13 protein-coding genes and 1 pseudogene are annotated in these 20,329 nt (G+C 60.5%); 11 read left to right on the plus strand and 3 right to left on the minus strand.

The genetic code is table 11. The features are described 5' to 3' along the window. Positions 1 to 40 precede the first annotated feature (40 nt). The 5 genes from NCR35_RS19460 (at position 41) to NCR35_RS19480 (ending at position 6,436) form a co-directional block, all read left to right on the plus strand. Positions 41 to 1,537, plus strand: a complete 1,497-nt coding sequence (locus NCR35_RS19460) for an ATP-binding cassette domain-containing protein (protein WP_250535724.1) — start codon at positions 41 to 43, stop codon at positions 1,535 to 1,537. Further along, positions 1,534 to 2,502 (plus strand): ABC transporter permease, encoded by a 969-nt coding sequence (locus NCR35_RS19465; protein WP_250535725.1) that lies wholly within the window; start codon positions 1,534 to 1,536, stop codon positions 2,500 to 2,502. Before NCR35_RS19460 ends, NCR35_RS19465 begins: the two co-directional genes overlap by 4 nt. Continuing rightward, positions 2,499 to 3,464, plus strand: coding sequence for an ABC transporter permease (locus tag NCR35_RS19470; protein WP_250535726.1), 966 nt, complete (start codon positions 2,499 to 2,501; stop codon positions 3,462 to 3,464). Before NCR35_RS19465 ends, NCR35_RS19470 begins: the two co-directional genes overlap by 4 nt. 100 nt (positions 3,465 to 3,564) lie before the next feature. Further along, positions 3,565 to 4,407, plus strand: coding sequence for a GntR family transcriptional regulator (locus NCR35_RS19475; RefSeq protein WP_284503146.1), 843 nt, complete (start codon positions 3,565 to 3,567; stop codon positions 4,405 to 4,407). A gap of 823 nt (positions 4,408 to 5,230) precedes the next feature. Beyond that, positions 5,231 to 6,436, plus strand: coding sequence for a glutathione S-transferase C-terminal domain-containing protein (locus NCR35_RS19480; protein ID WP_250535728.1), 1,206 nt, complete (start codon positions 5,231 to 5,233; stop codon positions 6,434 to 6,436). Between the two features lie 997 nt (positions 6,437 to 7,433). Here the strand turns inward: NCR35_RS19480 and NCR35_RS19485 are convergent. Next, positions 7,434 to 7,655 (minus strand): annotated as a pseudogene (locus tag NCR35_RS19485) (tryptophan synthase subunit beta); the annotation flags it as partial. A 940-nt stretch (positions 7,656 to 8,595) separates the two neighbouring features. Between NCR35_RS19485 and NCR35_RS19490 the strand changes: the two are divergent. Next, entirely contained in the window at positions 8,596 to 10,161 is a 1,566-nt protein-coding gene (locus NCR35_RS19490) for a methyl-accepting chemotaxis protein (RefSeq protein WP_284503147.1), read from the plus strand. A 639-nt stretch (positions 10,162 to 10,800) separates the two neighbouring features. Here NCR35_RS19490 and NCR35_RS19495 read toward each other — a convergent pair. Then, complete coding sequence (locus NCR35_RS19495) at positions 10,801 to 11,958, minus strand: mechanosensitive ion channel family protein (protein ID WP_250535729.1); 1,158 nt, start codon at positions 11,956 to 11,958, stop codon at positions 10,801 to 10,803. A 566-nt stretch (positions 11,959 to 12,524) separates the two neighbouring features. On the opposite strand from NCR35_RS19495, the gene NCR35_RS19500 reads away from it, so the two are divergent. The 4 genes from NCR35_RS19500 (at position 12,525) to NCR35_RS19515 (ending at position 18,006) form a co-directional block, all read left to right on the plus strand. After that, entirely contained in the window at positions 12,525 to 13,817 is a 1,293-nt protein-coding gene (locus NCR35_RS19500; protein ID WP_250535730.1) for a DUF2254 domain-containing protein, read from the plus strand. 144 nt (positions 13,818 to 13,961) lie between these two features. Further along, a complete protein-coding gene (locus NCR35_RS19505) occupies positions 13,962 to 14,879 on the plus strand; it encodes a serine hydrolase (RefSeq protein WP_250535731.1) in 918 nt (305 codons plus the stop codon). Between the two features lie 63 nt (positions 14,880 to 14,942). After that, positions 14,943 to 16,205 (plus strand): cation:proton antiporter, encoded by a 1,263-nt coding sequence (locus NCR35_RS19510; protein ID WP_284503148.1) that lies wholly within the window; start codon positions 14,943 to 14,945, stop codon positions 16,203 to 16,205. A 70-nt stretch (positions 16,206 to 16,275) separates the two neighbouring features. Then, positions 16,276 to 18,006, plus strand: coding sequence for a peptidoglycan D,D-transpeptidase FtsI family protein (locus tag NCR35_RS19515; protein WP_250535733.1), 1,731 nt, complete (start codon positions 16,276 to 16,278; stop codon positions 18,004 to 18,006). A 3-nt stretch (positions 18,007 to 18,009) separates the two neighbouring features. On the opposite strand, the gene NCR35_RS19520 is transcribed toward NCR35_RS19515, so the two are convergent. After that, positions 18,010 to 19,047 (minus strand): M23 family metallopeptidase, encoded by a 1,038-nt coding sequence (locus tag NCR35_RS19520; protein WP_250535734.1) that lies wholly within the window; start codon positions 19,045 to 19,047, stop codon positions 18,010 to 18,012. A 490-nt stretch (positions 19,048 to 19,537) separates the two neighbouring features. Here NCR35_RS19520 and NCR35_RS19525 point away from each other — a divergent pair, with 490 nt between their 5' ends. Then, the gene (locus NCR35_RS19525; protein WP_250535735.1) at positions 19,538 to 20,227 is read left to right on the plus strand and encodes a haloacid dehalogenase type II; all 690 of its coding nucleotides are present in this window, start codon (positions 19,538 to 19,540) and stop codon (positions 20,225 to 20,227) included. The last annotated feature ends 102 nt before the right edge of the window (positions 20,228 to 20,329 follow it).

Genomic DNA, 20,329 nt, shown 5'->3' on the forward strand with positions numbered 1-20,329 from the left:
TCCGCTTCGACAGTCTCTCACTCCATCCGGAGCCATGCGGATGAATCATTCAGAAAGCACGGTCCTCAGCGAGCCGCACACGCGAACCGACTTGCCCACGCTGTTGTCGGTTCGCGGACTGTCCGTCTCGTTCGGACCGGTGCGCGCGTTGCAGGGCGTGGACTTCGATTTCGCCTCGGGCGAGTGCGTCGCGATCGCCGGACATAACGGCGCGGGCAAATCCACGCTGATGTCGGTTCTGTCCGGCGCGCGTCGCGCGAGCGACGGCTCGATAGGCATCGACGGTGAATGTCACGCGCACGGATTCGACGCCGCGATCGCACGCCAGCTGGGCATCCGCTGCGTGTTCCAGGAGCTGTCGCTTTGTCCGAACCTGACCATCGAAGAGAACATGCGCGCGGTGCATCCGCAGTTGCGCCGGTATGGCTGGCGCAAGCATGCGCGACGCATCATCGAGGCCCAACTCGATGCGATTTTCCCCGGCCACGGACTGCGCGGGACGGACGTCGTCGGCGATCTATCGCTCACCCAGCAGCAGATGGTGGAGATTGCACGCGGCTTCGCGCAGGTCGATGCGCCGGTGCGCCTCGTGATTCTCGATGAACCGACGTCAAGCCTCGATCGCTACACGGCGCAGCAGCTTCTTGCGTATATCCGCGCATGCGCGGGCAAGGGCACCACCTGCATTCTGATCACGCACATGCTCGAAGAGATGCTTCAGAGCGCCGACCGCGTGATGGTCATGCGCGACGGCAAGATCGTCTCGACGCTGGCCGCGCAGAACCTCGAGAAGGAACACATCATCCGCGCGATGGGCCAGTTCACGGAACAGGCGGAGCCCGCGCCGAAACGCGCAACGCTGGGAGGCGCTGCGCAAACGGGATTTCGCTGGGCGGTCGGTCCGCGCGCGCGCACGACCATCGAAGCGGCGCGCGGCAGCATCGTTGGATTCGCGGGCCTCGCAGGGCAGGGGCAGACCGATGCGCTTCTCGACATTTATGCTCAGGCCCGAAAACGGGGCTCGCGTCAGACAGTCGCATTCGTGGCGGGGGACCGGCGCGCAGATGGCGTGTTCGCGGACTGGAGCATCGCCGAGAACTTCGACATTCGCTCGCTTTACGACCGCAAGAGTTCGACGTGGGTGGATCGTCAGCGTCTCTCCGGGCTCTTCGATACGTGGAAGCAGCGCATCAACATTCGTGGCGCAGGACCGTCGGATCCGATTCTCGCGCTGTCCGGCGGCAACCAGCAGAAAGTGCTGTTCGCCCGCGCACTGGCATCCGATGCCGAACTCGTGCTCATGGACGACCCGATGCGCGGCGTCGATATCGGCACGAAGCTCGAAATCTATGGGCTCTTGCAGGCGGAAGCCGCGAAGGGTCGAACCTTCCTCTGGTACACGACCGAGAACGACGAGTTCGCCTATTGCGACCGGACGTATGTCTTTCGCGCGGGCCATGTGACCCGCGTGCTCAGCGCCAGCGAGTGCACCGAAGACGCGCTGCTGGCCGCAAGCTTTGACGAGGTGCCCGCATGAACACGACGACGGCCGTCCACGCGGCTTCTTCCCGCCCCGCAAGGCGCATCGACCGGAAGGCCCTTCTGCCCGTGGTGTCGCTGCTGGCCGTGCTGGTGCCGATGGCGATCATTCAGCCCAACGCGCTCAGCTACTTCGGCATTGTCATGTTGCTGAATCTCGGCGTGCCGATCGTGCTTGCGACGCTCTCGCAACTCGCAGTAATCACCGCAAACGAGCTGGACCTGTCGATCGGCTCGTTCGTGAGCCTAGTTGCGTGCATCGGCGCGACGTTGCTCGTGAAGACACCGTGGCTCGGCTGTCTCGCGCTCGCGGCGTGCGTGGTGGCGTATGCGCTGATCGGCGCGCTGATCGAGTTAAGACGGATATCGTCGGTGGTCGTGACGCTCGGGCTGTCGTTCATCTGGAATGGACTTTCGGTGCTGCTGCTGCCGTCGCCGGGCGGAACGAGCCCCGACTGGCTTTCATCGCTCATGGGCTTCAAGTCGCCCGTGATTCCCGCGCCGCTCGTCTGGACGGCAGGCATCGCGCTCGTTGCCCATCTGCTCCTGATGCGTTCGCCAGCCGGAGTCGCGCTGCGGGGCGTAGGCGGCAATTCCGGCGCGATGCGGCGCTTCGGCTGGTCGATCGTCCGCGCGAAGGCGCTGCTGTTTGGCTGTGCAGGACTGTTCGGGGTATTCGCGGGCCTCTCGCTGCTGGGGCTCACGACATCGGCGGATGCGAACATCGCTTTGCGCTATACGCTGCTTTCGGTGGCCGGGGTGATCCTCGGCGGCGGGGAATTCGTCGGCGGGCGCGTGTCGGCGCTCGGCGCGGTGCTCGGTGCGATTACGCTCACGCTCGCCTCATCGTTCTTGTCATTCCTGCAGATCGCGCCCGAGTGGCAGGTTGGTCTCCAAGGCATCATCCTGATAGTCGTGTTGTCGCTGCGATTGCTGTTTCGCAACCGGGAGGCTCGTCAATGAACACAACCAGAAACTCAGCGTTTCTCGCCACGCTGCGCGATCTGCCGTGGCTTTGGTCGGTGGCGGGCGCCGTCATCGTCGGCATTGCGGCGATGGTCTCATTCGGCGCATTCACGGCGGGAAACATGCTGTCGGCGGCGTCTGCATTCGTGGTGTTCACGGTGCTTGTCGGACTCGGTCAGATGTTGGTCGTGACGAGCGGCCCAGGCAACATCGATTTGTCGATTCCGGCGACGATATCGCTTTCCGGCGGCGTCGCCATGCGCGTGATGGCCGCGCACGACGGCGCACTCGCGGCGGGTATCGCGGCAGCGGTGGGCACGGGCATCGGAATCGGCCTTCTCAACTATGCGCTGATTCGCCTGCTGCGCATTCCCCCGATCATCGCGACGTTGTCGTCGAGCTTCGTTTTGCAATCGACCGCCATCAGCCTTGGACGCGGGAGCGCAGCGCCGCCACCGCTGCTCGAAAATTTCGCGCTGAGCCGGGTGGCGGGCGTGTCGAGCCTCGCATTTCTGGCACTCGTGGTGACGGGCTTAGTCGCGGTGGCGCTGTTTCGGCTGGTGCCGGGACGAAGCCTTTCTGCGGTCGGCCAGAATGCACGTGCGGCCAACCTCGCAGGTGTGCGCGTCGAGCGCGTGCGATGCGCGACTTATGTCAGTTGCTCGGTACTCGTCGCGATCGCCGCCTTGCTGCTCGCTTGTTTCTCTGGCGGAGCGACGCTCGACATGGGCGCGGACTACATGTTGTTGTCGGTGGCCGTGGTGGTGATCGGCGGCACGCAGGTGTCCGGCGGGCGCGCCAGCCCGACGGGCGTATGGGGCGCCGCGTGCTTCCTCTTTCTCATTAACGCACTGCTGAACGCGAGCGGGGCAGGCGCTGGCCTGCGAGCCGTCGTGTACGGTGCGCTTATCATCATCGTCACCACTATCGCTGGCGGTTCGCCGGCCGCCCGGAGGTAAGCGATCATTCCCGCCCGCGAATTCGCGGGCGCTTCCAAAAATAGTAGTATGGTGACAAGACATGGCGATTTGCGATGTCGTTTCCACCGTATCGACAACGATGAAAGCCTCCCGACTAGAAGCCGCCGAACCGATCATCGCCGGGGCCGAAACGGCGCCTGGCGCGCCGCCGCGCCGCAGCCGCCGGCGCGGCGGCGACTTGCCACATCCTTCTTCTGCGCTGCCAAACCTGAGCGCGCAGATATCGATGGAGTCACCGGAGCCAATCACCCGGCAGATCTACCGCGCGCTTCGGCAAGCGATCTTCGCGGGCGAAATGGTGCCGGGCACGCCGCTGTCCGAGAAGGAAGTGTCCGACATGTTCCACGTATCTCGCCAGCCCGTGCGCGAAGCGTTCATCAAGCTCGTGGAAGCCGGCGTGCTTCAGGTGCTGCCGCAACGGGGAACGTTCGTCAAAAGGATTTCGCCGCGGCGCGTGCGGGAAGGGCGGTTCATACGCGAAGCGATAGAGACGGCTGTCGCACGCAAGGCGGCGCAGCACATCAACAATGAACAAATCAAGCAGTTGACCGAGAACCTACGTGATCAGCGGATCGCGGCCAAGGCCAACGATACAGCGGCGTTTCTCGCGCTGGACGAAGCGTTCCATCTCACCATCGCCCAGACGATCGATTGCGGGGCCGCGTGGGAAGCCATTCAGGACATCAAGGCGCAGATGGACCGCGTCCGCTATCTCAGCTTGCCGGACGATTCGCCGCTGGACCATCTCATCAAACAGCATGCGAAGATTCTTGGCGCATTGCGCGCGCATGATCCGGACGCGGCGGAAGACGCGATGCGCGCGCACCTGCGGGAGATCCTCGTCACGCTCGGACCGATAGCGGCGCGCAATCCCGCTTGGTTCGAGGCCGACGAGCGCGAGACGGTGCCCTTGGTCGACTGACGCGTATTGCATGCGGTTTGCGGTTTGCCATCGGCTCCGGGAGTGCAGCGCAATGAACGCCTCCTTGCTGGCGATGGAAGTGCGATCAATAACGCCAGTTCGCGCTAGGATAGTCGTTTCTCGCTAACGATATTGACGGCGAACGGCCAGGAAGAGCCATTCAATATGAACTGCTAGATTTCTGCTGTCGGCACGGACTGTGGTCGTTGGTGTCCTCTCACTCGCAGACACGCCGTTGTCGCCTCGCCCCGGGACAAGGTGCATCCATTCGTGCGTCGGCGACATTTCTGAGTGGAAAGAAGCAGCGATCATACTGATCCAGCCTAGACGCGACTCGGTCACCACTTCTCCAATCGCAACTACTCGAAGCCACCCTGTTTGTTTCAGTCTGTATGCGGGAACGGAACAGACACTGTAAGAAACTGATCGGGGCATACGATGATAACTGCCGGTTGACTACAGTCTATATTGGTTTGAGTACTGCCGACGCTCGATAAGCGATTTTTATGTTGCGGTGCCGCCGGTACATGCGATTATGATTCGCCGAATGAATGAGCATGTCGCGGGTTATATAAAGTGGTGAGACCTCAAATCAATCTAAGGGTGTATTTATGCTGCCAATTCTTCTGGTACAACAACCTGGAACAATGAAGGTTATCGAAACGGGAGCCCAAAGCCATCTTCATGAGCGGGAGAAGAAGATGCATGAGTGGGCTGGATTGCAAGTTGACGCCAAATCGGTCATCGCTAAAGGTGGCACTTGTTGTGACAGTGGAAATAATTGCGACCAAGACTAACCAAAACAACAGGTCGTCGCTCTTCTATGCAAAAACACTACTTTTTCGTAAGTTGGGACGAGGACCTGCACACTGCCGCAGCAAAGAAACGGATTGAGGAGAAACTTGGAATCGAAGTCCATCTTGTTTCGACAAATACCCTGACCTTCCGGGATGGGTTGACCTTTTATGACTCGGAAAATGTAGAGTCTCAGTTGCTGCCCCAGTGTAAATCAGGCGACGTCGTGTGGGCTAGACGCATTCGTCCATTTCAAAAATCGCGGTCCGAAATACCGCGTGGCGCGGAAGAGGATGCGTTTGTCCACAACGCATTTAATCACGCCTTCATGGGCGCATTAAGCGCCTGCCAGAGTAGGAATGTAGTTAATGACATTTGGCTCCAGCAGAAGGCCGACATAAAAATTCTCCAACTCAATGCTGCCGCTCGAGAAGGATTTAAAATTCCAGATACGATAGTGAGCAACGCTCCGCGAAGTGTTCGGGAATTTTTTGCCAGACACCACGGTAAAGTAATCGCAAAGGCGATATCCGGCACGCGTTACAACACCTACGTTACGGTTGCGCTTAGTGACGATATTCTAGAGGATGACGCCGGAATAATTGCCTGCCCTGCGATTTATCAGGAGATGGTCGAAGGTAATAGGCATCTGAGAGTAAATTTTTTCGGAGATAACGCTTACGCTTTTGAGATTGAGTCTGATATTGTGGATTGGAGGAGAAAATTAACTAGAAACATCCGGCACGTTGATTTGTCACCCTCACTTATTTCCGGGCTTGGCCGCATCAAAACGATCGGCGACGCGCTGACGCTATTCGACTCGCGCAGCATTGTGGATTTTTTGGACGTAGCCGATGGCCGTCATACGCTTATTCCCGCCGCGGGCCAGGACAGGTATGTCGTGCTCACGCAGCAGGCGCTCGCGGACGGCATCATGGATGCTGCACTGTTGCAGTTGTACGAAGTCCGCGCCCCTCGGGAAGCGAAACGGCACGATGACTGTATCGCGTATCAGCAGCGCAAGATTGATCGCGCGTTGAAAGCGTTTTCTGAGCGTCCGCCTGGACAAGGCGCGACCCAGCCCATGATCGGCGAAATCGCGCTGGCGTCGGCGCTGGGCTATCTCAGCTTGCGATTCGAAGGCCGCTGGCGCGCGGATCATTCGAAGCTCGTTACATGGCTCGAAGACTTCGCGCGCCGTTTTTCCGCATATGAAGCAACGATGCCATACTAAGTACGCGGAAAGACGACCGCGGCCTGGGCCCGCGTAATGAAGTGGGCAGGTCATTCTGGACGCATTCCAGGGCGAAATGCTTCGGCGGCGTCATCCTGATATTGGCGCGGGCCACGGTCAACCGTGTTGACCGGCAAAATCCATAAGTGTCGATTGTTTTGCTTACGTAATAGTATTGGCGTTCGGAGTACAAACTAAGTGCGGCGCTGGACGCGCTGCCGCAGGCCGATCTGGCCCAGGCATTCGCGACGCCAAGATGCATTAGCGTCTCCATACCTTTGGGGCGAGGCACTCGGTGGGCGGCCCCGGGTCTCCCCGAAGCTCAATCGCACGACGACTGATCTTTCGGCAGCGTGTTGAGCGGCGGTGGGCGTCGAGGTGGTCGGTCGAGTCAACATGCTCGGTGTACAGGCCGACGTTCGTGCCGGTGGGTGTTAGTGGTATGTCAGGCTCGCTCGCCTGTCCGAGAACAGTTACAGCCGTACGGCGGATGCCCGGCGACTGTCGGCTTTTGGCCGGCTTGCGGCAGTGCCGGCGGCGATGCGCTTACCGGACAACGGTCATTGATTGAGGGAGCGAAAAACGCCTCGAGTGCCGGCGACCAGCAAATTCGACGACTTCATGGCTGCACAGGCACCCGTGGACGAACGATTAAGGTGCCACATCGTTTCCGCCGGGGCATGCCCATACTGCGTGTAGCTTCAAACCCTGCCTAATCGTTCGTCGTCTCGCTGCTCAGCGCACGGCCCCAAGAGCGGGAGGGGGCACCTGGTCAAGCTTTCGTGTATGTACCCTACCCCCGAAATTCACGCATCAAATCCATGCCTGATAAATACGGATTATCAGGCATGGAACGCCATACGGATGCCATGCATTGCCGTTCGGGGACACTGGCCGTGGCGCGAATGCAGAAGGGCAGTGAGCGACGGCTTCTATCAGCTCAGCGCACGATCGCGGGAGAAGCGCAGTGCCCCATAAACACCGACCTTTAGCGAAGTGGATGCGGCCCGGGCACGGTGCCAATGATATAAAACGTGTTTTCGACGTTCGTCACCCAGTCGCGCATGGCGTCGTTGAGCGCGTCCTTCAGCGTACGCGAACCCGATTCCACCGGCACAGTCGCGCCGAGCAGTTTCATGCGATAGACGTTTGCCGCCTGCCGCTTCACGTCCTCGGCGCCCCTGTAGACCAGGCACTCCATGCCGAAGCGCACCGCGATCGACGACGCCGCCGCGAAGCGGCCGTGCAACACGTTGAAAGGCACTGGATGTGTATCGGGCCCCCTGCTCGGAATGCAAAAGCGCCCTCACGGGGTCCCTGCTGAGGGCCACGTCGAGCGCGCGCCACGTCGGATGGCGGGGATATCGTGCTTAAAGCCGCACGGGCTCGGCGCAGCCGCTACGGCCCCGGTCGACGCCGGTGATTCGACAGCCGTCCGATTGACGATGATTAAATGCCGAGCAGGGCGTGAGGCGGCTCCCGGCCAACAGCGGTCGTCCGACCGTGCACCCTCATGGACATTCAGACGTCGGCTCCGCTCAGACACCGGCCCTTGGTGGGTGGGGGAACGTCGCCGGTTGCTGCAAATAGCTGGAAAGAGGGAGGCTCGCGTCTTGTCGGCATGCGACTTGGCTCTGAATGCTGGTCCGTTCTTACAACGAGGGCGCCACGAGGCGCCTTCGTCTTTCACATGTTCGGAAGCGCATTGACTTTGCGGTGATGAGGATCGTCCCGACGTGTTCCGATTCCAAAGGCGCGTTGCTTAGTGAGTTTCGTCAAACGCGCTTCGTAGATTTCCGCGCGTCGCAAGCCCTGTGCGGCCGCGGCGAATGCGGAGCTCGGTTGCCGCGCATTGCCGGCAGCGATCTTTACGCGCGCGCATTCGCACGACGGCCATCGGGGGCTGTTCCGCCGGACCGTACCGACTAGGGACAGTAGGTTGTGGATGTACCGTGATTTGCCGGACATTTAATGCTCGGAAGAGCGCCGTGCATCCGTACCAAGGGCGGGCCGGTTCTGAGCTCGGCCGGAGAACAATCAGGTAAGAATTGCAGATAACGCGACCAACATGAAGTGGTCATCAGCCGTAATTGCCGGTGATGCTCAACTTCGTCGAGGTATTGTCGTAATCCAAATGTATCCTTTAATGAAACACCCCCATGAAACATCTTCGCGTCTCCACTCGCCTGCTTATCGGTTTCGTCAGTTTGCTTGCACTGCTGCTTGCGATTGCTGGCCTCGCTTTTTACGGGCTATCCTCGGTCTACGGGAACCTTAACGACATTGCGAACGTAAACACCGAGCAATCAAAGCTCGCCAACGAGCTGAAGTCGTCAGTACAAGATCAGGCGATTGCGATAAGAAATTTGGCGCTTCTGACGGACTCGGCTGCGATGGCAAAAGAGGCGGAACGTATCAAGCGCCAAAAGTCCATCTATGCCAGCGCATATCAGGCGCTTGGAAAAACCTTCGATGACCCAGGCACAACTGCGCGCGAAAAGGCGCTGTTTGCGGCAATTAAGCAAGATGAAGCAGCAGCAATGCCGCTGCTAGACAAGGCCAGTGCCCTCGGTCTCGCGAACGATGCAGAGGCAGCGACCAAAGTCCTCCTCCAAGAGGCAAGACCGAAACAGTCTGTATGGCTTAGCCACCTGACAGAACTTGCTTCTTTCGAAGATGAACTCAACGACAAGGCTGCTACCGAAGCGGCCGCGTCCTACGAGTCGATTCGCATAGCGATGTGCACGATCGTCGCCCTCGCTCTGCTGACCGGGCTGTTGTTAGCGGTCGTCATCACCCGCAGCATCTTGAGGCAGTTGGGAGGAGAACCGGCACAAGCACAGGAGATGGCGCGGCAAATCGCAGAAGGCAACCTGACGGTCGCGATGGATCTCGCGGGAAGCGATGACAGTAGTCTGATGGCATCTCTTGAGGCCATGCGCAAGCAACTTAGCGCAGTCGTAGGCGACATCAAGGCGTCGGCCGAATCGATTTCGGTAGCTGCGGGCGAGATTGCGCAAGGCAACGTTGACCTGTCTCAACGGACAGAAGAGCAGGCCGCGTCACTTGAAGAAACCGCGTCCAGCATGGAGGAACTGACGTCGACCGTACGACTGAATACCGAGAACGCTCTTCAGGCGTCATCTCTTGCAACCTCCGCGTCCGCTACCGCGGCCGAAGGCGGCGCCGTGGTCCAGCGCGTGGTCTCGACGATGCGCGATATCTCGGACAGTTCAACGAAGGTGGCGGAAATCATTGCCGTGATTGAAGGGATTGCGTTTCAAACCAACATTCTCGCGTTAAATGCAGCCGTAGAAGCAGCGCGCGCAGGCGAGCAAGGGCGAGGGTTCGCAGTCGTCGCCGGCGAGGTGCGCACGCTCGCGCAGCGCAGCGCTACTGCAGCGAAGGAAATCAAAGAACTCATCGGTAGTTCGGTGGAACATGTCAATGTCGGGTCGGCGCTCGTGCTCGACGCAGGCAAGACAATGGATGAGCTCGTGATTTCCGTCAAACGCGTGACCGATATCATGGGTGACATCGCCTCGGCATCCAATGAGCAAAGCACCGGTATCGAGCAGGTTAACGTTGCTGTCAGCCAGATGGACGAAGTGACTCAGCAGAATGCCGCTCTGGTCGAACAAGCAAGCGCGGCGGCGCAAGCCATGGCGGAGCAAGCCAACAGCCTTCGGCGGGCGGTCTCGGCCTTCAAGGTAGGCCAGCTGTGATCCTGCAGTCAAACAGGGGCGCTGACCTATGAGGGTCGTCAGGCGGCAATCGTGGCCGGACCGCCGCTGTTCGACGATTGGGACGACTGCCGACGCATGGTCCGGGATACAGATGCGGTTTCGGGTCGCGCAGGCGTAGGCCGCATTAAAGATGTCACTCTTGCGCCAATAATTTCGTCACCTCGCGGTGGGAACCCATGCCCGCGTCCGCTCAGCCTAACGAGGGAAGGACTCTCGGCGCGAAATACTTGTGTCACGGGGGAACGTCACTTGTCAAGTTTGGCAGGCAGCGCCCAACGTCTCAGTCAGGGCGATGAGCCGCCGGTCGAGGTCATCGTCCCACTTGGATGCCCGAGGCCTCATCTTTCGGTTGTTCGATGACGGCTGTCCGGCGAGCGAATTGCGCGCAGTTCCGCCTCAACCCGGCCAGTTTCCGCCGTTCGGTGAACCTATCGTGAGTCACTCGAACGGCCGCTTCGGTCGAACAATGGACTTCCGCGGACGCCGTGTGCAGAATTTTGCGACGGCGACCTTGATCTCGGGCTGGTCGGGTCGGGCGGTCTTCTACCTGAGCGATTGTGGCCGACGCATTGGCAAACGAACGCGCAATCCGAGGCAACCGACGCTCACTCAGCCGCGTCAACCATTGCGAGACGCCGAAGGACTTCCAAAAGCGCGGATGCGAGGCCGCGTCGTCTCGTTTCGGGTACTCGGCTGAGCTTGAGTTGCGCCGTTCCCGACGACGTAAAGAGTTCGTGTGGGAAACGCGAATTCCATGCCCCGCTCGGACAACGCCGTCATAAGGTCCAGGTTAATTCGCTGCTGGATATCCATGTACAGGTTGAAGCTGGCATCGGTAACGTAATAGACGACTTCGAAGTCCAGCGAACTCTCGCCGAACTGCTTGAAGTGAGCCCGATCGAACCGCGTGGTTCCGGCGGCCTCGACGGCTGTCTTCACGATCTGCGGAACTTGTCTTAACTGCTCGGGCTTGGTGTCGTAGGTCACTCCGAAGCCAAACACGATGCGGCGCTCAGCCATTCGCTTGTAGTTGTGTATCGTGTTCTTGAGCAGTTCCGTGTTGCTACAGACAATCTGCTCTCCGCTCAGACTACGAATGCGGGTGGTCTTGAGACCGATATGCTCGATGCTTCCGGCGACGTCATTGAATACGATGAAGTCACCGATCTCGAACGGCTTGTCGAGACCGATCGCCAAGGACGCAAAGAGATCGCTCAAGATGCTCTGAACAGCCAGTGCAACGGCCACACCGCCGACGCCCAGGCTGGCGACGAATGCGGTGATGTTCACACCCATATTCGCCAGAACAGCCAGGAGAAGAACAGACCACAGAAGGGCCCGGAGCATCCACGACATCATCGTCGTAATGACGGGGTTATGAGCGGTAACGGCAGCGCTATCAAGCCGCCGAGCGGTCCAGACGGAGACGCCGTGATTAACCCAGAGCGCGAGCTGAAAGCCGACAACGAGAAACCACAAGTGGCTGATCCGACTATCCCATTTGGACGACAGGTCGACGAACTCCGTCGCGATCAAGAGCGAGGCCATCACGATCGTTAATCGATGAGTTCGGTCGAGCACGTCTACGATCATATCGTCGAAATGAGTTGACGTCCTCGCCGATAGCGCACCGAGGCGAGCGACGCAAACGCGCAGCGCGCCAGACAGAATGAAGTAGCTTGCTACGAAAGCGACTGCGGCGTAAAGCCATTCGATCGGCGGGATGCCAAAAACGGCCTTGAAATCTAACCATCTTACAGGGTTGAACCATTGCATCGGTAATTTTCTCCTGTGCAGTTACTGTCACTTACAGTCAGTCCGCTAGATAGAGCAGGAGTTCCCGCAGTTCGTATGGTTTTACGGCACTGGGCTGTATGCGGTCTGAGCAATGTTTATCCCTGGGTTACGCGTCATCGAGCACGGAATGCGAGCAGGCGCATTTTTCTGCGAACAGCATCTTCTCCAGGAAGGTCGTTCCAACAGGACGATCCGGACTTCGCACGCGCTCGATGGCCAAGACTGCGATCGACATTAGTAGCCAGGCTACATCGCAGAAGTACTAGCCTTGATGCCGCTGACGGCGAACCAGACCGTACTTGCGCGGCAACGTCAGTCCCGCGACGAGACAGGGACGTTAGAATGTTCGGCCAAGAGCGATTCGGCCAAGCGCGGTGGCATCGACGCTCCAAAGCAAAAATTCAGTGCGACGAGTGCGTCCGCCGCGCCGGTCAATACGGAAGCGAGTTCATGCGCACAGCCTTTCCGTTGCGCGCCGGCACCGCGTCTAAGGTCGAACGGCATCGGTACGCAAGCCCGCAACCACGCTCAGAGGACGGGTTTCGATGGATCTCGCGGTAATCAAACGGTGGCAGTGGGTCCTGAGGCGCATCACCAGACGCCTTTGGTTTCGCGCGAGCTTCTTCTCTCTCTTGGGCGTCGCTACAGCGTTTCTAGGTCTCGTGCTCAAGCAGTACATACCGGATGAAGTGTCCGCGCGAGTCGGCGCCGACGCGGTCGACAACATCCTCGAAATCCTTGCATCGAGCATGCTCGCTGCCACGACGTTCTCGTTGAACATCATGGTGTCAGCTTATGCGTCCGCCACGACGAACGTTACTCCTCGCGCGACGCCGCTTCTCCTCGAAGATCGAACCACTCAGAATGCGTTGGCAACGTTCATCGGTTCATTCCTGTTCAGCCTTGTTGGCATCATTGCGCTTAGCACCGGTCTTTACGGCAAGAACGGGCGAGTCGTCATGTTCGCAGTGACGCTCTTGGTCATCGCGTTGATCGTCTATACACTGCTGCGTTGGATCGATCATCTCGCGCACCTGGGCCGACTCAGTGAGACAACTGATCGAGTCGAGGCGGCGGCGATTGCCGCGCTGCAGGAGCGCATGAAAAAACCGTATCTCGGGGGGCACGCGCTGCCTCCTGCGGGGCGGCCGGTACACGCGCGCGCGTTATGCTCCGCTGAGGTCGGCTATATCCAGCACATCGATGTTCCCGCCCTCGGCAAGCTCTCCAACAAACCGGGAAGCGCTGTCTATGTGCAAGTTTTGCCAGGCAGTTTTGTAGACGAGCATTCTGTTTTGGCATACGCGGAACGGCTTGACGACTCCGCTACCGAGTCGCTCAGAGCGGCGTTTTCAATCGGGACGCAACGTTCGTTCGAGCAAGACCCGAGGTTCGGCCTCTCGGTGCTTGCCGAGATCGCTTCGCGTGCGCTTTCCCCGGCCGTGAACGATCCCGGGACGGCGATCGACGTCATCGGCCGGGCTGTGCGCGTACTTTCGTTATGGAAGGGACGAGCGAAAGTGAGGGAAGCGCCGATTCCCGAATGCAGCCGGGTGTTCGCGCCTGATTTGGACGTCGATGATATGTTCGACGACATCTTCGGGCCTATCGCACGCGACGGCGCGGGGATAATCGAGGTCGGCGTTCGTTTGCAGAAGGCGCTCCGTCTGCTTGGACGCGGCAGCGACCCTGCCTTCACAGCGGCAGTGGTCAAGCACTCTGATCTTGCCGTCAAGCGGGCAGAACTGGCGCTTAGCCTCGAAGAAGACAAGCAGGCCCTACGCGAGCTCGCGTCGCAGACGCAGCAATGCGCTCTACGCCAGCCAGCGCGATCATAGGCTCGCCTTCTTTCATGGTCACAAGGGTCTGTCGTCGACCGCTTCCTCTGAGCCTGCACGCGCGGGCGGAAGTGCAACTTTCAACGTACCGCCTTGCGGTAGATGAAACTTGACCGATCTGCGCTCGTCCGGTTACAACGCCTCATGATCAAGCTCCATATTCTGCTAGCCGTGGTACTGTTTGTCAGCCTCATGCCGGCGGTCGTCCAGGCGAAACACGCAGCGCATCACATCGCCAAACATCGCGGTGCCAAAAGCCACTTCATCAAGAAAAAGCGCAATCAGCGACTCATCAGGGGGCGGAGTCTCCACCAGCCCAAGGTGATGTCGCGTGCCGGAGTGGTCCTGGACTTACAGACCCAGCGCACGCTCTATGCGAAGCAGGCTGACAGGCGAATGCCTATCGCATCTCTGACCAAGCTGATGACGGCGATGATCGTGCTCGACTCGAAGCGTTCACTGATCAAGCCGAGCCGCATTACGGATGCCGACGTCGATCGACTCAAGTGGTCGAGCTCGCGCCTGCCGGTCGGTTCGTTACTGCTGCGCCGAACCATGCTGCACATTGCGTTGATGTCGTCGGAGAATCGCGCGGCCTTCGCACTGAGCCGCGACTTTCCTGGCGGACGAACGCACTTCGTTAAGGCGATGAACCGCAAGGCACAGAGCCTGAGGATGACGCATAGTCATTTTGTCGACCCAACGGGACTGTCGCCGCGCAATGTGTCGACGGCGCGCGACCTGGCTCGTTTGGCGCGCGCCGCATATCGCTATCCAGTAATCCGCGAATACGCGACTTCTCGCGAGAAGCTCGTGCTCGGCGGCGACGGACCGTTGATCTATCACAACACAGACCCGCTCGTGTATAGCCGTTCCTGGAAAGTTCTCCTCCAGAAGACCGGCTTCACGAACGAGGCGGGGCATTGCCTCATTATCATCACCGCGATAAGAGGACGCCCGACGCTGTTCGTGCTGCTCGGCGCACCCGGCTCGCATGCTCATTTCCAGGACGCGGGGACGTTGCGTAGTTGGCTGCTGAGACAGCCGGCTCACGGTCGCTGATTAGCCGGAGCGGGTCCGGATGCTGCGGGCGAACGAGAATTCTAGAATGAAGATACGTCATCCATGTTGAACGCGGTCACCGGAGTTGTCGTCCTCGCGGCGTTGCTCGCCTATGTGAACACCAGATTCGTGCGATTACCGATGACAATCGGGATCGCAGGCCTCGCTTTAGGCTTGTCTTTGCTGCTGATCTCATTGGCCAACTTCGGCGCACCGCAGTTGCGCACTGCCGCATTGTCGTGGGCGGACCAGTTCGCCTTCAGTCAGCTCGTTCTGCAGGGAATGCTCTCTTTCTTGTTGTTCGCCGGGGCGCTGGACGTCAACGGCGACGTCTTGCGGCGCTACGCGTGGCAGGTCGCATTTTTGTCGATCTTGTCCACGGTGGCGTCGGCGTGCGTCGTCGGCGCCGCGATGTACTGGATTCTCAAGTGGTGCGGCATGCCGCTGTCAATTTCCTATTGCATGGCGTTCGGGGCCCTCATCGCACCGACCGACGCAGTGGCCGTTATCGGGGCGCTCAGAAGGTCGAAAGTGCCGGAGTCTGTGGAAACCGCCGTCGCGGGAGAAGCCTTGTTCAACGACGGCGTGGGCATTGTCTTGTTCAGCGTTTTCTCGTCGATGGCGTCAAGCGGCGACACATCGAGCATTGCCGATGCGGCGACGCTCTTTCTGCGCGAGGCGGGCGGCGGTCTGGTGCTGGGAGCCGCGACAGGCGCTATCCTGTTCTGGATGCTTCGCAGCATCGACCGGTACAAGGTCGAAGTCATGCTGACACTGGCGGCAGTCGCGGGTGGCTATGCGCTGGCCGATTCGCTGCATGTTTCGGGGCCGATCGCCACGGTCGTCGCGGGGATCGTCGTGGGAAATCAGGGCCGTCAGCAGGCCATGTCCGAGCGAACGCGCGAAAGCGTCGATACCTTCTGGGAACTGATCGACGCTATTCTCAACGCAGTGCTCTTCGCGCTTATCGGCCTGGAAGCCGTGGCAATCCGGGCGCCATCGAGTCTGCTGCCCGCCCTCGCCGCCGTCGGCCTCACGCTGCTTGCGCGCGTGCTCACGGTCGGCGTTCCGGTGGCGCTATTGCCTCGCTTGTTGCGCCTTCCAGCAGCCTCCGCGCCGCTCATGGTCTGGGGCGGTCTGCGAGGTGCGATTTCGATTGCACTGGCTCTCTCGCTGCCCTCGGGTGACGCTCGCGAAACCATCGTCATGCTCACCTATGCGGTCGTGCTCTTTTCCGTCTTCGCGCAGGGCTTGTCGATCGAGCGCGTGGCGAAGCGTTTATCGAGAGCGCAAGAGGCTGCGGGCCGCGCGGCGACGGGGGAATAGCGAACCGACGCTCGTGCGAAGCACGCGCTACAACTGCAGCAAGTCAATCGCTTCCTGCATAATCGTCCTCATGAGACGAATACGCAGATACATCAGCTTCTCGCACTCGAACGTCAACGCTCCTCAGCAGCATACCTGGCGCTCTCACGCTGTCGGTGGCGCCTTCGCGATAGCGTTCGCCGCACTGACGGTTCGTGCCTTCTGGGTTCAGGGCGTTGATGATGGCTTTTACCGCAAGCAAGGCGACATACGGCAGGTGCGCGATTTGCCGCTGCCGGCCTCGCGGGGCCGCATACTCGATCGCAACGGACGTCCACTCGCGGCGAGCATCGCGGTCCGTTCCCTTTGCATCGACGCATCCGATGAGAACGCGCGCATCTCGCCGCAGCAAGCCAGCACCCTTGCGCGCCTGCTCGATCTCGACGCCGCCGACGTCACGCGTATCTATGCGGGAAAGCGAGGCTTCGCGTATCTCAAGCGCGAAGTGCCGGTCGATCTCGCCGAGCGCGTGCTTCGGCTCGGCGTGCCCGGTCTGTTCGCCCAGGACGAGTTCCGGCGGTCCTATCCTGAGGGCGAGATCGCCGCTCAGGTAATCGGCTTCACGGGAACGGGCGGAACCGGTCAGGAGGGTATGGAGCGCGTCGCCGACAAAACATTGCGCGGTGAGGATGGACAGCGTCGCGTCTTACGTAACGCGCACGGCGAGATCATCGAGACGCTCGCGTCCAGACCGCCGCACAACGGAGCGGACCTGAGGCTGTCCATCAGCCGCCCGGTCCAGTTCGCTGCGTTTAAAGCACTGAAGGCCGCGGTTCAGCGCACCGATGCGCGGTCGGGTTCAGCCATCGTGATGGATGCTCACACCGGGGAAATCCTGGCGATGGCGAACTGGCCCAGCTACGATCCGAACGAACGCGCAGCGCGCAGCGGAATGGCGATGCGCAATCGCGCCGTGACCGACATCTTCGAGCCGGGTTCTGTCGTGAAGCCGCTGACGATCGCACTGGCGCTTCAACAGCATCGCATTACACCGGACACGGTCGTGCCGACCGACGGCGGCCGTCTGCGCCTCGATGGTCGAACGATTCACGACGACAAGAACTTCGGCACGTTGACGACGACAGGCGTCGTCCAGAAGTCGAGCAACGTGGGGACGACGAAGATCGCGCTGCTGATGCCGGCGCACGACATGTACGCCAATTTCCAGGCGCTCGGGCTCGGGAGGAGGCCTCGCTCGGGGCTGCCGGGCGCCGCTGCGGGGCGGGTCCGGCCGTATAAGAGCTGGCGACGAATCGAGCAGGCAACGATGTCGTACGGTTACGGGCTCTCCGCTTCGTTGCTGCAGCTTGCGCAGGCCTACACGAGCTTCGCGAACGATGGCCGTATCGTGCCGGCTACCATCTATGTGCGGGACAAGCACCTTGGAGACCACACGGGACGACGGGTGTTCTCAAAGCAAGTAGCTCGCGAGATGCGCACGATGATGCAAAGCGTGGTCAGCAAGGGCGGCACGGCGCCGCAGGCAGCGGTGCCCGGTTACAGCGTCGCGGGCAAAACCGGCACGGCCTATAAGTGGACCGCGAAGGGTTACGACCATGCCCAGTACCGGGCCTCGTTCGTGGGAATCGTGCCTGCGAAGCATCCACGCGTGGTAATTGCAGTGTCCATTGACCGGCCGCGTCGCGGCTCGCACTTTGGCGGAGCCGTAGCAGGTCCGCCGTTCGTCGACATCGCTGGGCAGACCATGCGATTGCTCGATGTCGCCCCCGATCAGAACACCGGGCAGGGCAGTGCGACCTGAGCGTCAGCTGGCGCCAGCGCGATCGTCGCCGCCTTCAAGGACATGTTGCAGAACCCGGGCGTTCGTCTCGAAGCGCGACTTGTCCTGCGATGCCAGCCGCGTTTGCGTCGGCAGTGCGACCGTGAGCGGATCTTTCGGCACTGAGCGCACATGGACTTCATAGTGAAGGTGCGGTCCCGTCGTCCATCCGGTCCGGCCCACGTACCCGATGACCGCGCCGCGTTTAATGCGGCTTCCCCGTCGCAGGCCCTTTGCAAAGCGCGAGAGATGCGCAAAGACGGTCGAGTATGAACGCGGGTTCTGCAGCACGATGACCTTTCCGTACCCTCTTTGCCATCCGATGAACTTCACCACGCCGCGCGCCGTGGCGTGTACCGGCGTGCCGACGGGAGCGGCCAAATCCACCCCATCGTGGCTTTGCCAGCGATGGGTGACTGGGTCAAGGCGGTGAGCCGAGAATGTGGACGACACCCGCGTGAACTGCAAGGGAAATCGCGAGAACGAGGGCCGGGTATCCTTTCCATCGAGCGACAGGTAGAAGGGCTTGGCATCCAGCGAGCGGTGCAGGAAGAGATCATGCGCGACGCCCTTCGCCGTCAGCCTGACGGCCAACGGTTCCACAGACGCCGATGCATCGCCGGGCGGGGGCATCACGACGCTGAGCGTGTCGCCTGCGCGCAGATCTCGACGAAGATCGAGTTGATACGCGAACGCGCGCGCAAGCGTCGCGGTCGTTTGCGGATCGACGCCCAGACGTCGTGCCGCGTCACCGAAGGTACTCTCGACGGAGACGCTACCGACGATGTGCGAAGGCTTTTCTGGCGTCGCTGCGGTCTGGTCCTGCTGAGGTTGCTGGCGCGATACAGGCGACGATGCAGCTAAGGGCGCACGGTCTTCCTTGTACGAGACGGGGACATCTTCCGCCGATTTCGGCGTCCGAGCGCAGAGCAGCGCGGCGGCTAGTGCGGAACTGATCGCGCATAGAGCGAAGATCTGACCTGCCTTGCCGGGCAAGGCCAGCGACTTAAGTAGAGGCGTCATGAAGCGATGGGCGGGGGGGGGTTGCCGCGCAGTGGTCGAGCCGGTGAACGTTGGGCGGTGCTGCGCGGCCGGTGCGAAAGAGCCTGCGGCCGACCGCTTAATTGCTGCACGGCCAGCGCAATCGTGGAGAGCCAGAGGCTAGTCGTGCTGACTTAAGCACGGCTTAAGCTGGCCCCGATTTAACGCGTCGGTTCTTTACTCCACTGTTCTGACGCCTCGTGCGCTAAGGGGTGCCCGGGAACCTGCGCAGTGAACAGCCGCAGCTTTATTCCGACATAGCCCGACCGTACCAGTTATGTCCGGAGCAATGACACTGGGCACGGGCTCGATCGAACACCGATAGTCAGGATATATGGGCCAGCGACTGTGCAGTTGGTTCGGCGGTTGCTTTCTCCGAGTCGCGATTGTCATTTCCTCACGTTGCGACCCCGGCTGTAACTACCCACGGTGCAGCGCTGAACGATGATGCGAGACTTCCTCGGAGATAGCTATGCCACTAAGTAACACGCGTGACCGTATTCTCGTATTCGACGTTAACGAGACGCTCTTGGACATAGAGGTGCTCACGCCTTACTTCGCTCGTACCCTCAGAGCTGGCGCCGTCATGCGCCAATGGTTTGATCAGCAAATCCTTTATTCGCAGGCGCTGACGCTCAGCGGGCGCTATGTCGACTTCGGCACCCTCGCCGTCGCCGTGTTAAAGATGGTCGCGCAGACCCGAGAAGTCGAATTGTCGCGCGATGACATCGACGAATTCACGACGACACTCAACGCATTGCCTCCGCATGCGGACGTAGTTCCGGCGCTCGAAAAGCTCGCGCGCGCCGGCTTCAGAATGGTGACATTGTCGAATTCCCCAAAGGAGTCAAGCGAGAGAGCGCTAAGCCGAGCCGGCATCCGTCAGTACTTCGAGGACGCCTATTCTGTCGATGAAATCGGTCAATTCAAACCGGCGCGGTCGGTCTACCACGAGGCCGCTGCAAGGCTCTGCACCGAGAACGCGCGCTTGCGGCTAATTGCGGCGCACGTCTGGGACACGATGGGTGCGCAGGCTGCCGGATGTGCTGCAGCGTTAGTCATGCGACCGGGCAATGCACCGCTACCGTTGGGAGAACAACCAGATGTCATCGAGCAGACCCTCGACGCCTTGGCCGATCGCATTATCGCTTCGGATTGTTGACGCGCCTGTTGATCCCGGGCCAACGGGGCCCGGTTGCAGCCAATATTGCTTGCCTAGAAATCACGGCGTCGTGAGCCACCGGGAATATGATCAACCGCGTCG

The organism is Caballeronia sp. AZ10_KS36 (genome assembly GCF_023631105.1).
GTDB lineage: Bacteria > Pseudomonadota > Gammaproteobacteria > Burkholderiales > Burkholderiaceae > Caballeronia.

Bases quoted from the DNA above. Each gene is read 5' to 3' on its own strand.
- NCR35_RS19460 (WP_250535724.1), top strand. From the start codon at position 41: ATGAATCATTCAGAAAGCACGGTCCTCAGCGAGCCGCACACGCGAACC.
- NCR35_RS19525 (WP_250535735.1), top strand. From the start codon at position 19,538: ATGCCACTAAGTAACACGCGTGACCGTATTCTCGTATTCGACGTTAAC.
- NCR35_RS19490 (WP_284503147.1), top strand. From the start codon at position 8,596: ATGAAACATCTTCGCGTCTCCACTCGCCTGCTTATCGGTTTCGTCAGT.
- NCR35_RS19515 (WP_250535733.1), top strand. From the start codon at position 16,276: ATGAGACGAATACGCAGATACATCAGCTTCTCGCACTCGAACGTCAAC.
- NCR35_RS19510 (WP_284503148.1), top strand. From the start codon at position 14,943: ATGTTGAACGCGGTCACCGGAGTTGTCGTCCTCGCGGCGTTGCTCGCC.
- NCR35_RS19505 (WP_250535731.1), top strand. From the start codon at position 13,962: ATGATCAAGCTCCATATTCTGCTAGCCGTGGTACTGTTTGTCAGCCTC.
- NCR35_RS19480 (WP_250535728.1), top strand. From the start codon at position 5,231: ATGCAAAAACACTACTTTTTCGTAAGTTGGGACGAGGACCTGCACACT.
- NCR35_RS19475 (WP_284503146.1), top strand. From the start codon at position 3,565: ATGAAAGCCTCCCGACTAGAAGCCGCCGAACCGATCATCGCCGGGGCC.
- NCR35_RS19520 (WP_250535734.1), bottom strand. From the start codon at position 19,047: ATGACGCCTCTACTTAAGTCGCTGGCCTTGCCCGGCAAGGCAGGTCAG.
- NCR35_RS19495 (WP_250535729.1), bottom strand. From the start codon at position 11,958: ATGCAATGGTTCAACCCTGTAAGATGGTTAGATTTCAAGGCCGTTTTT.
- NCR35_RS19465 (WP_250535725.1), top strand. From the start codon at position 1,534: ATGAACACGACGACGGCCGTCCACGCGGCTTCTTCCCGCCCCGCAAGG.
- NCR35_RS19470 (WP_250535726.1), top strand. From the start codon at position 2,499: ATGAACACAACCAGAAACTCAGCGTTTCTCGCCACGCTGCGCGATCTG.
- NCR35_RS19500 (WP_250535730.1), top strand. From the start codon at position 12,525: ATGGATCTCGCGGTAATCAAACGGTGGCAGTGGGTCCTGAGGCGCATC.